8 protein-coding genes and 1 pseudogene are annotated in these 13189 nt (G+C 48.4%); 5 read left to right on the top strand and 4 right to left on the bottom strand.

The annotated features are described in order from the left end of the window. Window positions 1–240: 240 nt before the first annotated feature. From RIC19_RS07995 to hflK, 4 genes are all read right to left on the bottom strand, one after another. Complete coding sequence (locus RIC19_RS07995) at window positions 241–1935, bottom strand: SEC-C metal-binding domain-containing protein (protein ID WP_350177781.1); 1695 nt, start codon at window positions 1933–1935, stop codon at window positions 241–243. A gap of 190 nt (window positions 1936–2125) precedes the next feature. Continuing rightward, the gene (locus tag RIC19_RS08000; protein WP_350177782.1) at window positions 2126–4138 is read right to left on the bottom strand and encodes a cation:proton antiporter; all 2013 of its coding nucleotides are present in this window, start codon (window positions 4136–4138) and stop codon (window positions 2126–2128) included. A gap of 296 nt (window positions 4139–4434) precedes the next feature. Next, window positions 4435–5382, bottom strand: a complete 948-nt coding sequence (gene hflC, locus RIC19_RS08005; RefSeq protein WP_350177783.1) for a protease modulator HflC — start codon at window positions 5380–5382, stop codon at window positions 4435–4437. Between the two features lie 35 nt (window positions 5383–5417). Beyond that, entirely contained in the window at window positions 5418–6383 is a 966-nt protein-coding gene (gene hflK, locus RIC19_RS08010; protein WP_350177784.1) for an FtsH protease activity modulator HflK, read from the bottom strand. 513 nt (window positions 6384–6896) lie between these two features. Here hflK and RIC19_RS08015 point away from each other — a divergent pair. The 5 genes and pseudogenes from RIC19_RS08015 to RIC19_RS08035 form a co-directional block, all read left to right on the top strand. Next, a complete protein-coding gene (locus RIC19_RS08015) occupies window positions 6897–8651 on the top strand; it encodes a TrkH family potassium uptake protein (RefSeq protein ID WP_350177785.1) in 1755 nt (584 codons plus the stop codon). Between the two features lie 13 nt (window positions 8652–8664). Further along, a complete protein-coding gene (locus RIC19_RS08020) occupies window positions 8665–9351 on the top strand; it encodes a potassium channel family protein (protein WP_350177786.1) in 687 nt (228 codons plus the stop codon). A gap of 442 nt (window positions 9352–9793) precedes the next feature. Then, window positions 9794–10687: an SIMPL domain-containing protein gene (locus RIC19_RS08025; RefSeq protein WP_350177787.1), complete on the top strand. Its 894-nt coding sequence runs from the start codon at window positions 9794–9796 to the stop codon at window positions 10685–10687. Window positions 10688–10879: 192 nt separating this feature from the next. Further along, on the top strand, window positions 10880–11899 hold the full coding sequence (locus RIC19_RS08030; protein ID WP_350177788.1) for a patatin-like phospholipase family protein: 1020 nt from the start codon (window positions 10880–10882) through the stop codon (window positions 11897–11899). Between the two features lie 186 nt (window positions 11900–12085). Beyond that, window positions 12086–13189: pseudogene (locus tag RIC19_RS08035) on the top strand (hypothetical protein); the annotation flags it as partial.

Here is a 13189-nt window from a genome sequence, read left to right on the forward strand (position 1 = left end):
ACTTTTTTGCTTATACTTCGTCCCGGAAACCCTTCCCGCAAACTGCGGGACAGGCTATTTAGCTAAGGCTAAACTCCGGTTTTCGTGCCTCGTCTAACCAAAAAATTGTTAGTTTTCGACTAGAAGACAAAAGTCCCAACAAGCTCTAAATTTACATTTAGCCCGCTAAACTCAAATTTAGTGACTTCGCCAGAACCATAAACCCTTGATTTTCATGATGAAACCGCTCCAAACAAGCTCTTACTTTTTCCCACAGCAGTGTTTATACTTTCGCCCGCTTTGGCAGGGGCATGGCTCATTACGGCCTATTTTAGTATTGCTTTTTGTGGTGGGTTGGGCAGGGGGTGAAGAGGGGAGGAACGCGGGTATTTCATCGTCCATCATAGACTCCGTCAGAAATTCCATCATTTTCTGAGCGTAGGGGTCCTGAGCCATTTTTTCCAGCTCCTCTTGGTCTTTCTCGCTGAGCTGCCGCATTTTTTTACGTTTAAGGTACGACTCATCATAGGCCTCGGAGATGTTTTTGGGCAGCGGATTGAGGTCGGCCTCATCGCGAGGTGTCTCAAATAACTCGACCACTTCCTCCCATTTGCCGATAATATCTTTTGACACGGCCCCTTTCTGATAAAGCAGTTCTATAACTGGCAACAGCTCCTGCAAGCTGAGCTCTCCGGCCGATGATGCCAACCAGGCGATGAGGTCAGAATCAATGAGCCCTTTATCGCCCAGGTGGAGCCTGTAGTGCTCAAAAATGCTGCCGAACCAATCGCTCACTTCCGGCAAGCGTTCCATATTGTGCCAGGCTATTTGAGCGACAGTATCGCCCACCATGATTTTAGAGTAGGGTGACACATATCTTTCCTGCATAAATCCCTGCAAAAGGGGCAGTTGACCAGAGGCAATGCGGGCAAGGCAAGGGAAAACAAAGGACTTTTCGTTCTCTCCGAACCAAAAATCCAGGAAACCTTCCTCCTGCCGCAAAACATCAAGCACGACCGGCAGGCAGGATTCGTCGCCAAATACCTGCAGGAAATAAAAGGCGTGGGACATAAAACTGACCTGGTTGTCTTGCCACTCCGTCCATCTTCTGCTTTGCCGATCGAAATAGGAGTAACGCTGCAGGCCGTCTTCCAGCACCCGTTTCAGGTCCTGCACTAGTGTAGCTTGCGGCAGCGCGGCTATGAGGCTCCTATTTGCCTTAGGGAGGTCTTCCAGCCCATAACGGTAAAAAGCCTCAATTTCGGGGTGGTGAAATACGGGGGCTTCCTTTCGCTGAGGATAAGGGGCAGTAGCGCGGGTTTTCACCCTAAGCTTGTTGCGCTCCTCCTCCTTAATCCTTTCCAAATTCGCGATCATCCTTTTCCCTAAGATGGCCTCTGTAACACGTTGCGTGATGGAATGCTCAGGGTCTATGGCCAGAAGGATACTGTGCCGCTCTTGCGCTGCTTCAATATCTCCTTCTTGGAGCAACAATAAAACAGCAGACTGGTAATAATTCATCACCTCACTGATATGGAAGACTTTGCGTTCAGGGTACAAATCCTGAAGCAGCAAACGCTCGCCCATCAAATGCCGTGCGGCAACCGTATCTTTTTTTTCTTGTACCAGACGGTTCGATTCATTGGTAATTCCAAACAGGTAGTTGGGGTGGTTTTTGCGGAGTTCACGGAGCACGCGCCTGGCTCTAAGGCGCTTGCCACACATCATATATAGCGTGTAGAGGTGGTTTTGGGCCCGTGGTAAATGCGGGCATCTCCTTACAAGCTCTTTCAGCGGCTTGATTGCCTTCGGGTTACCCGCTACGACCTCTGGGTAGAGTGCATTCATCATTTCTGCCTCTTCGTCGGTGATGCTGGAGTCTCCCATGACGTCGTGCTCCACTGCATAAGGGATGAGTGGGTGGGGGTAAGTAAAGCGGGTCTTGTTCCTTGGCATAGCGGATGGGTTGCGTATTCAGGCACAAATCTACAAAATGAGCATCGGTTATCATGCCGTACCGCCCCTTTTGTTTCGGGCAGAAAGCCTGCAACTGGTGCATGGGTTTCCTGGGTTTTGGGGGCGGGTGAGGTTACAGGGGGCAGGTGGACATAGAAATCTTTGACAAAACGGTTATCCCCATCAGAACCTAATGCTCCTGATCCGGATAAATCAGGAGGAAGCTGACTTCGCTAAAATGCCTGGACAGATACCTCGGCAGGCGTTTCATCCATGATTGATAGGAGATAGTACGTTCCCGGGCCTGCACAATGACGAAGAGGTCATCAGGGCCTACCTCCCTGCCTAAAATGAGGATATCCTCCCAATCGCTAAATACCTGCGTGTGGACCTCCACTACGGGTTTATCGTGCTGGGCAAGCTCGGTGATGCGGGCAATTGTATCTGCTGGACCTGCGAAGTGCAAGGTCCCGGTGGTTTGATTGGCAAGGGTCTTCAGCGTCTTCAGCCAATGCGGGAAATGCAGCTCCAGCTCAGCATTTTCAGGGACAATCACGAAGATTTTCCCCAGTGTATTCAGCGGAATAAGCAGGCGGGTAACCAGTACCTCCCTGAAACAATTGAGCAGGATGTAATCCAGCACCGTGCCAAACAGATGGTCTTTAGGGTGGTAATCGCCATGCCAGCCTACGATGACCCGCGTGATCATCATCTCCTTGATGGTACGGACGATGCCGCTGCCCGGGCTGACATCTATGCGGGTAATAGGCTCTAGCAGGGTATCGGTAGCGGCAGCATACCTGACGGCTTTTTCCAGTTGTTTTTTGGTTTCCAGGATACGGCTGCTGGCAGAGGCATCGTCGTTGATCACGGATAAAGGGTAGACCGGCTGCCGGGAGCCGGGCGGGGTAATCATAACGGCAAGGTCAACCAGGGGCATGATGTTAGCCGGGTTGGCAACCGGAACGAGCAGGCGCTCCTCGGCCAATTCCTCTTCCGGGACTTCATCGGCCTGCAGCACGGCCAGTTTGCGGCCGGCCGATTCCACTACAAACGAGCTGACCATGCAGGTAACCAGGATCATGATGATGATTCCATTGAGCACATCATCATTGATGAACCCGAGCTCATAGCCTACTAATGCTGCCGCCAGCGTTGAAGCGGCCTGAGCTACACTTAGACCGAACATAACGCCCTGCTCTTCTTTGCGGTAACCGTAAATCCGGGCTGTAAGGTAGGCCGGCAACCACTTCAGAGATATGGAGAGCGCTGCAATAACCCCGACGGCAATCAGGGCAGTTTTGCCTTTGAGGAAGATGCTGAAATCGGAGAGCATCCCCACATGGATCAGGAAAAAGGGAATAAACAGTGCGCTGCCCACAAAGTCGATCCGGTTCATGAGCGGAGAGGTGCCGGGCACAAGGCGGTTGATGGCCAGCCCGGCGAGGAATGCACCGATAATTGGCTCTACGCCGGCAAGCTTCGCGCCGAAAGAAGCAGCAAAAACAAAAGAGAGCACAAAAATATACTGGGAAGCGCCCTCGCTTTCCACATTGCGGAAAAACCAACGCACCACCCGCGGGCCAATCTCCACGACCACATAAACAAAAATGGACAGCGATACCAGTAGCCCAAGCCAAAACCCTGCCCCCAGGTCGCCCTCCACCGAGCTGGCAATGACGGCCAGTACCAGAAGCGCCAGAATGTTGACCACCAGCGTGCCGCCCAGCGTGACCGTCACCACTTCATTCCTGACCAGGTCGAGCCGGCTGACAATAGAGTAAGCGACCAGGGTGTGAGAAGCAAACATGCTGGCCAGCAACAGCGCAGAGGGCCAGCTCAAGTCGAGCAGGTACCAAACGCCTATAGCGCCAAACACTTGTGGGATCGCAAAAGAAAGCAGGCCGAAAACCATTCCTTTCTTCCGGGTTTTCTTGAATTCGTTCAGGTCTACCTCTAAGCCTGCCTGAAACATGATATACAGCAGGCCTACCGTACCAAAGAGCTCAATCGCATAACTTTTTTCCAATACGTGGAAGCCATTGGGCCCCAGTAGCGCACCGGATAGGATCATCCCGATAATCCCCGGCACCTTAAACCGCTGCAACAGCCTGGGTGCCAAAAAGATAACAAACAGCACTATGGCGAATACCATTACCGGGTCGGTGATGGGCAGATGGAAATACTGCGTGAATTGTTCCATAGGCAGAATGGCTTTGTTTATCCTTCTCCAGGCAAATGCACCTGTTTAGAGCTTGTTCCTGCCACCATTTCTTTGGCTTTCAGAATAAACTTTGTTCGGGCATGCGCTCCGTTCCGTTTTTTCCAATGGAATGACCTGTCTGGAGGCGTATTTGTTGGGGCAAATTAGATCAGATTTTTCACTTTTTTGCTACTCAAGTCTGCCTGCCATAACCTTTGCGTTGTAAACCAGTACTTTATAGCTTGTTGGGACTTTAGCCCCGTTCCGGGGAGCGGGACTAAAATCCCAACAAACGCTTACTCCATGCTTTTCAAATATTTATAAAGATCACTATCGGTGGAGAGGATCACGGTGGTGGAGGTATCGAATGTATTCACGAAAGTTTCCATACTTTTTACGAAGCTGTACAGTTCTACTGACCGGCTGGATTTGTTGTAGGCCTCAGCATAGATGCGGGTAGCTTCGGCATCCGCTTTTCCTTTAATGGTTTCCGCTTCTTTGTAGGCTGCCGATTGTATCTGGCTCAATTCGCGCTCTTTCTCTCCGTTAATTCTTGAAGCTTCGCCCTCGCCCTCAGACCTGAACTTGTCGGCAATACGGATACGCTCGCTCTTCATGCGATCGTAGACCCGTTGCCTGACATCTTCGACATAATTGATCCGTTTGAACCGGAAATCAAGGATCTCGATGCCAAGGTCCTTTGTCTCTTCATTGGCTTTTTCCTGAATCATATTCTGGATTCTTTTTCGGCCTACTTCGATCTGAGCAAGCGAATCTTCAATCATTATACTGATTTTAGCTGTGGTGTCAGCCTGCCGGTTGGTATTCCTGACCACTTCCTCGAGGCTGTGGCTGGCCACCTGATCCCGTGTTTCTCCGTCAATGATATCGTCTAGCCTGCTCTGCGCGCCCCGTTCGTCGGTGAGGCGTTTGTAAAACTGCAGGGGGTCAGTAATATGCCAACGGGCATAGCTGTCCACGAAAATGAACTTTTTCTCTTTTGTCGGGATTTGGTTGGGGTCGCCGTCCCATTCCATGTAGCGCTTTTCGAAGAAATTCGCTTCCTGGACAAATGGCGTTTTGAACTTCAACCCGGGCTCAGTCACGGCATCACCGATGGGCCGGCCAAACTGGGTAATCACTACCTGTTGCGTTTCGTCTACGATGTAAATGCTTTGAGTCAGGACGACTATACCGGCAATAACAAGGGCGGTAATAAGTGTTAATTTGCTTCTTTTATTCATCATTAGTCTTTTGGAACCTGTTAAGAGCTTGTGCTTTAATTCAACTCCTTTTTCAGCAGCGGAATCACATTATTGCCATTCTCAGAAGTGATAATTTTGTTGCCGAGTTTGGGCAGCACCTCCTGCAGGGTTTCGAGGTAAATTCTTTTCTTCGTTACTTCAGGCGCTTTGATGTACTCGTTGTAAAGGGCGTTAAACCTGGCTGCTTCTCCCTGTGCATTATTGACGCGCTGGGTAGCGTACCCTTCAGCTTGTTGTATGGTTTCCTGCGCCTGCCCTCTGGCCCTGGGGATGACCTTGTTGTATTCCGATTTCGCTTCGTTGATCAGGGTTTCTCTTTCCTGCTGGGCCTCGTTTACGGCATTGAAAGCCTGTTTGACGGACTCCGGAGGGTTGATATCCTGAAGGACCACCTGGGCGATTTGTACCCCTAATGAGTATTCCCTGGTCATATCCTGCAACAAGGCCTTTACTTCATTGGCAATTTCGGCTCTTCCGACCGTCAGTACTTCATTGACGGTCCGGTCGCCTACGATCTGCCGGGTAACGGCTTCGGAAAGGTCGCGCAGCGTATTATCAGGGTCGCGTACCTTAAACAGGTAGTTGTAAGGATCGCTTACGCGGTATTGCACCACCCACTGCACATTGGCGAGGTTGAGGTCGCCGGTCAGCATGATCGCTTCATCTTCTGTGACCGACCCCGTGCGGCTGTATTCGGTCCTGACCCCGGCTTGCTCTGTGCGAAAACCAAATTCCTGCTTTTTTTGCCTTTCTACCGGCACTTTATAAATCCTTTCAACAAAAGGTATTTTCATTTTCAGCCCGGGCGAAACCGTCCGGACGTGCTTCCCGAAGCGCGTCACCACCCCTGCTTCTTCTGTACCTACCTGAAAAAATGCGCCAAACCCAATAATCAAAAGCACCACTACGGTAACTACCGCTTTATAGTACTTTCTGATCAGGTGTAATATCTGGTTGAAATCGATTTTTTGATCTCCCATAGTTGTTTTTGAATTTGCAATCTTTCAAAGTACAACTAATTAAAGGGCTAGACGATGAATCGGTGTTATTTTTTCAATGCTTTAGCGGCGGTTATGGGCAACCTTTCAGGCAATTCCTGATTAGAGCATGTTTGGAGCGGTTTCGTCATGAAAATCAAGGATTTATGGTTCTGGCAAAGCCTTGCTCATATTTTACCTCTATTGGAGTCCCCTCTTCGGGGATTTCCGTAACTTCATTAAAGTTTTCCCGGTCACAATTAGTAAGGGAAAAGAAAGCGATAGCGCAAAAACAGATCGTAATTCGTTGCACGATGATTGTTTTTACTTATCTATTGGGATGCAAGACGGAAAACGTTGCAACGGTAATGACTTTTTTTGAGCTTTGTTTTTACGCCTGTGAAGAGCGTATTGGGATTTCCCAAAAAACAAAGCCCCCCATACAGGGAAAAAGCGGCCCTGCTGTACAGCACGGAATTAGGTCCTGTATGACAAGGCTCCATCTTTATTAACAGTATGACGACAGCGGCAAACCGGTTTTACGTTGTTTTACAACACCTCGCGTTTTGGAGCGCAGTAGGTGCACTGTTGTTCATTCTCTATGACGTAGGCGTCAACCCAGTTGCCGGCGAGAATATCTGGGTGCACCGGGCCTGTGGCATTGCCATTGCTGCCGGGTTTGCCGTTGGTACATTACGCAATGTGCCAGCTATTGAACTGCAGCCGTTTCGAAGGACGGTACTGATTATTGATTTACTGTACCTGGGGTATTTGGCCATGGCTCTTGTGCGTTTTTTTCAAGTTTGGGACGATGCGGGCACCCTCATTCCTATAGAAGCGAGGTTGGGCCTCGGTGCCGCTGCGGTGTTTTTCCGGGAGCTCTCTGCCCGCCGGGAATTAAGCTGGCTTCGGCTGCTCAACCCGGCTCAGCTTTTTTTAACGAGTTTTCTGAGCATCATCCTGATTGGCACCGGCCTGTTGCTATTGCCAAACGCCTCTAACGGGCAGCTCTCGTTACTCGATGCCCTCTTTACCTCCACGAGTGCGGTTTGTGTTACGGGCCTGATCGTAGTGGATACCGGCTCTTTCTTTGCGCCTTTCGGGCAATTTGTCATTGCTGCGCTGATTCAGATCGGAGGGATTGGCATCATGACCGTCACCAGTTATTTTAGCTATTTTTTTAAAGGCAGGGCAAGTTATGAAGACCAATTGCTGCTGAAAGACCTGACTTATGCCGGAAAAATCAGCGATGTGTTCAATAGCCTGAAACGGGTACTCCTCCTCACCTTCACGATAGAGCTGGCTGGCATCATCATCATCTTTTTCACCATAGACAGCGATCATTTCGACAACGTGGGGCAGCAGCTCTTTTTTTCAGTCTTTCACGGTATTTCCGCTTTTTGCAATGCCGGTTTCTCGACTTTAGAAAACAACCTTTATGAACCCTTTGTCCGTTTCAACTACCCCCTGCAGCTCACTGTAGCAGCGTTGTTCATTCTTGGTGGGCTGGGCTTCCCTATCACGTCCAACTTCCTCAAGTTCCTGGGCTATAAAATGAAGCGCAACCTGCTGCGTTTAGAAACCGCCTATACCCCCTGGGTGCTCAACATCAACTCCAGGATCGTACTGTCCACTACCATCATTCTGCTTGCTGCCGGCACCCTGCTCTTTTATGCTTTTGAATACAACAACACCCTGGCCGAACATCAGGGCGCGGGGAAGTGGGTGGCGGCTTTCTTTGGCGCAGCCACCCCACGCACGGCAGGCTTCAATACGATTGACACCGCCGCCCTAAACCTCAATACGATAATGATTGTATTTTTGCTCATGTGGATTGGCGCCTCCCCGGGCTCTACGGGCGGCGGTATCAAGACCACTACAGTTGCCGTCGGGACCCTGAATTTAATGAGCCTGGCCAAGGGGAAAGAGCGTATTGAAATCTTTCGCCGGGAAATTTCCCCCCTCTCGGTCCGCCGTGCTTTCGCCATTATGCTTTTGTCACTAATCGTTATCGGGGCAGCCGTATTCCTGATTGCCTCCTTTGACCCGGACAAAGGGCTGCTGCCAATCGCTTTTGAGTGCTTTTCGGCCTACAGCACCGTGGGGCTTAGCCTTGGCATAACCGGCACGATTAGCGAGCAAAGCAAGATTGTGCTCATCGTACTGATGTTTGCCGGCCGTGTGGGCATGCTGACTATTCTCGCGGCCCTGATGCACAGGCACAGACATTATAAATACCGGTATCCAACAGAAGACATCCTCATCAACTAAGCATAAATTAACTATGAAATACATTATTATAGGCTTAGGCTACTTTGGAGCCTCCCTGGCCGAGAAGCTCACCCGTACCGGCAATGAAGTGATAGGAGTAGACCACAAAATGGACAAGGTGGAGCTATTGAAAGAGAAAATCTCTCATACCATTTGCCTCGATGCCACCGATGAACAGGCGGTCTCCCACTTACCCCTGAAAGAGACGGACGTGGTCATGGTATGCATCGGTGAAAATGAAGGCGCTAATATCCTGGCTACAGCGATTATGAAACAAGCCAAAGTAAAACGCCTGATCAGCCGGGCCGTTTCTGCGCTTCATCAAACCGTCCTGCAGGCCATGCAGGTAGACGAGATTATCCACCCGGAAGAAGAAACCGCAGAACGCTGGGCGAAAAAACTCAATATGCACGGCGTAATCGACTCTTACGAACTGACCGGAGATTTTTCCATCGTGGAAGCCGAAGTCCCAAAAGCCCTTGATGGCCTAACCTTACAGGAGGCCGACCTCAATGACAAATACAGCGTGGTGGTGCTCACGCTAATCACAATGGAGGAAAAAGAAAACGACCTGGGCGTCAAAGCCCCCGTGCCCCATACCGAAGGGGTTGCGAACTCGAAAACACGACTGACGGCCGGCGCCATTATGGTCCTTTATGGCAAAAGTAAAGACATTGGGGCGTTTCTTGGGCAAAATTAGGAGCGTGTTGGGACTTTTGCCTTCTAGTCGAAAACTGACATTTTTTGGGTTAGACGACCTGCCTGCCAAACGGGGGTTTGCCAGGCAGGCAGGGGCACGAAAACCGGCGTTTAGCCTGAATTAAATAGCCCTTCCCGCAGTTTGCGGGAAGGATTTTTGGGACGAAGTAGAAGCAAACCTGCCTGCGTGTCGAACACTTCGGTCTCCGGTGGCCAAAGCCCACAGGCGACGAGACACAGGCAGAGAAGTGTTCCGGTGCACCGGGACAGACCGATTACTAAAGTCCCAACACGCTCTAATGCTTCACGGCGTAACCCGTGCGCACAGGAGACCTTCACGCCCTGCTCCACCGGCTTTCCGGTTGCAACCTAATAGATTTTGGGTTACATTTATCCTTCGGGCACGTGCAATACTTTGCCTTACAAACTCTAAAAACGGAAACATGAAAATCAAGATACTACGCTTAGCCTTTTTTTGTTTGTTGGCCTTTTCAAACTTGAGCGCACAGGTTGGCGGCAATCAAGTTTATCAAAACCAATCCATAAAGTATAACCGATCTGCAGTAGAGGTGAGATCCATTTATTCTACGGACAGCACTTTAGTCGTAACCTCCAAAGTCCTTTTAAATCAGGCGCCCGAATTTTATGTGATAACGATCGGTGTAAATAGTATTGCAAAAACAGTTACAGAAGCAAATCAGCTTACAAATGATAAAATCAAAAACGTCACTAGCCAAATAAAAAACCTGGGGATTACCGGGGATGATATATATGTTGACTTTATTTCAGAAACAAAAATGTACGATCATACCATCACAGATAGAGAAATCAAAGAATATTTCGATGGCTTTAGTATCAGAAAAAACCTGATCATCAAAACGTCCCAACTTCTTAATATTGATAAAATAATCGATTATTGTGCAGAACAAGAAATTTATGACATCGTCAAAGTAGACTACAGAAGCAAAGATTTAGAAAAAATCAATAAGGCATTGTTTGATGAGGCTGTAAAAGTATCTAAGACTAAAACTAAAAGGTTTTCTAATAACAGTTCTACTCAGCTGACGGATAATTACAGGATTGTCTCAGAGTCTTTTAAGGTCTATTATCCTAAAAACCTGTACAAACAGTATAATGAAGCCTTTGAAACGTCCCTTGTTAACACTCATTACAGTAGTAATTACTTAAAAAAGGAAGTCAGAAAAGAACGAACATTTTATTACGACGGTATTGAAACTGAAGTAGGTATTGACAAAATCATAGATGAAATTTCGCCCGTAGTTGGAATACAATACGTAATTGAATTGGTTATTATGTATAACTTGGAAAAAGGCTAAGAGCGTATTTGGAGCGGTTTCGTCATGAAAATCAAGGATTTATGGTTCTGGCGAACTCACTAAATTTGAGTTTAGCGGGCTAAATGAAAAATTTAGTGAGGAAGTCAGAGCTTGCCCCGTATTTCTTCGGGGTTCATAAAGCGTTGATTTGCAATAGGAACATGCTCTAAGTCCAATCTATAAAAAAGAACAATGAAACGGCTCTTTCTATCAATATCAATACTGCTCTTAGCAACAAGCTTATGGTCACAAAGTGATTATGAAAATTTAGTGTTTGAGGGAGCGGGAATCAGGGGAATTGCTTACTCAGGAGTGATCAAGCAGCTGGAAGAATATGGGATAGTAGACGATATCAGGAAAATAGGAGGAACTTCAGCAGGAGCAATAACAGCTATGATGTTATCGATTGGTTACAATTCGGAAGAGATATATGAGATCATTTCAGAAACCCGCTTTCAAAAATTCAACAAAGGAGGTTTTGGGGTATTTGGTGGAATACACAGAATAAAAAAGAGGTACGGCTGGTATAAAAGTGAAAGATTTGAAAAATGGCTTGAAGAAATAATAGCGTCAAAAACAGGCAATCCGGATATAACGTTCGGAGAACTGAAGGAAAGAGGTTTTAAAGCGCTTCATGTAACAGGGACAAGTTTGAATAAGCAAGAACTCATCATATTCAGTCCTGCGACATATCCGCTAATGAAAATAAAAGACGCCATTAAAGTGTCAATGTCGATACCCCTATATTTTGAGGCGAACTTTATAGATGACGAAGGGCGGTTGTTTAAAAACCCGGATGATAAGAAAGGGTTAGACATAGTGGTGGATGGCGGAATCATAGGAAATTTCCCGATAGCCATATTTGATGAATATGCGATGGATTCTACAGGTGAGGAATACAGGGTTTACAATCCGCGAACACTAGGGATAAGAATAGATTCAGATGATCAAATAAAGAATGATGAACAAGGGGCCGGGCTGATAGACCAGGAAATCAGGACTTTGAAAGAGTATATTGAAGCATTTTATGTGCTAACTCTAGAGAACCTGAACCGGAGCCAAATTTCCGCTGAAGATTGGGAAAGGACAATATCCGTGTCATCAGTAGGAATTAGCCCAAGAATAAAGAGATTGAAAACGGAAGAGAAAGAGCGGTTAATGAATAGTGGCGAAAAAGCAGTCATAAAATATTTTAACCGGCAAAAGGAATAGCTGCACGCAAACATCTGCATGTTCAGGGAGCTGTTACACAACAAGCACCCGGCACTCGAATTTGCCCAATTCTTGTCATTTCCTCATTATAAATGGCAATCCGCCAACAAGTTCCTCACCGCAAAGTTGATTCGGTATCTACTCAGCTTGCTGAGCTGTAACCATTTTTTACCAAATCAATCCATTATGAACAACCCATTACTTTTTCCCAATCCGAACAAAGCCCTAAGCCGGAGCTTACTGCTCTGGCTATTCGCTTTTTGGGGTGTGCTGTCCAATCCTTTGCTGGGTTCGGAACTTAACCCATCCGTAAACAGCGCCAGCGATTGCCCGGCCGAAGCGGCACAGGTGGAAGCCGTAGAGGTCGGCTGTATTGCCGGGACGCTGGACCTGGAAGCAACGGTAATTGCAGAACCGGTGATCCCCCACCATTTTGAACAAATCTTTCTGCTGGCCAGTGGCGCCAATCGAACCATTATTGCGCTCAATGACCAACCCCAGTTTACCATCGATGAAGCAGGAGAATACAGCATTCATTCGCTGGTGTACCGCCCGTCTTCTTTCAATCCCAACAATATCAGTTTGGGCGATCTCCGGGTGGCCGAACTGGTGCTGTTCTTTGAACAAGGTGGAGGCGTACTCTGTGGCGCATTAGATACTCAGGGCGCTGGTTTTCACATTGGTGCCTGCCCTTGCGATGCAGAAGCAGGAACACTAAATGCTGCCGGCGTTTGTTTTGACAACAATCTGGCGGAAATTAAGTCGGCTCCGAGTGGCGATGCGGTCATCCCTGCTGGCTTCGAGATCATCTATGTCCTGACCTCAGGGAACGACCTGCTTATCGAAGGTGTCAATGAGACACCTGAATTCATTGTCAGCACCGATAAAAACTACCGCATTCACCCGCTGGTTTACGATCCTTCCACTTTGGATTTGAGCATTGTGGAGATCGGCGTAACCACCGGTTTTGATGTCAATAACCTTCTGCTGCAAGGTAATGGCAGCATTTGTGCTTCTCTGAATGTGGAAGGCACACAGTTTAACTTCGGGGGATGCGATGCCTGCCTGGCCAATGCAGGCACCCTCGTAGCAGATTCTGACAACTGCCTCGACGGAGCAGCCGAACTGATTGCATCAGAAGATACCGCACCGAATGTACCGGCCGGGTTCGAAGTCCTCTACGTCCTCACTTCCGGCAACGACCTCGTTATCCAGGATGTGAACGCTACGCCTCAGTTTACCGTGGCCGAGACCGGGCTGTTCACCATTCACACCCTTGTGTATGACCCG

Origin of the sequence: Phaeodactylibacter sp. (genome assembly GCF_040219495.1) — a bacterium.
Lineage (GTDB): Bacteria > Bacteroidota > Bacteroidia > Chitinophagales > Saprospiraceae > Phaeodactylibacter.

Bases quoted from the DNA above. Each gene is read 5' to 3' on its own strand.
- RIC19_RS07995 (WP_350177781.1), bottom strand. From the start codon at position 1,935: ATGCCAAGGAACAAGACCCGCTTTACTTACCCCCACCCACTCATCCCT.
- RIC19_RS08000 (WP_350177782.1), bottom strand. From the start codon at position 4,138: ATGGAACAATTCACGCAGTATTTCCATCTGCCCATCACCGACCCGGTA.
- hflC (WP_350177783.1), bottom strand. From the start codon at position 5,382: ATGAATAAAAGAAGCAAATTAACACTTATTACCGCCCTTGTTATTGCC.
- hflK (WP_350177784.1), bottom strand. From the start codon at position 6,383: ATGGGAGATCAAAAAATCGATTTCAACCAGATATTACACCTGATCAGA.
- RIC19_RS08015 (WP_350177785.1), top strand. From the start codon at position 6,897: ATGACGACAGCGGCAAACCGGTTTTACGTTGTTTTACAACACCTCGCG.
- RIC19_RS08020 (WP_350177786.1), top strand. From the start codon at position 8,665: ATGAAATACATTATTATAGGCTTAGGCTACTTTGGAGCCTCCCTGGCC.
- RIC19_RS08025 (WP_350177787.1), top strand. From the start codon at position 9,794: ATGAAAATCAAGATACTACGCTTAGCCTTTTTTTGTTTGTTGGCCTTT.
- RIC19_RS08030 (WP_350177788.1), top strand. From the start codon at position 10,880: ATGAAACGGCTCTTTCTATCAATATCAATACTGCTCTTAGCAACAAGC.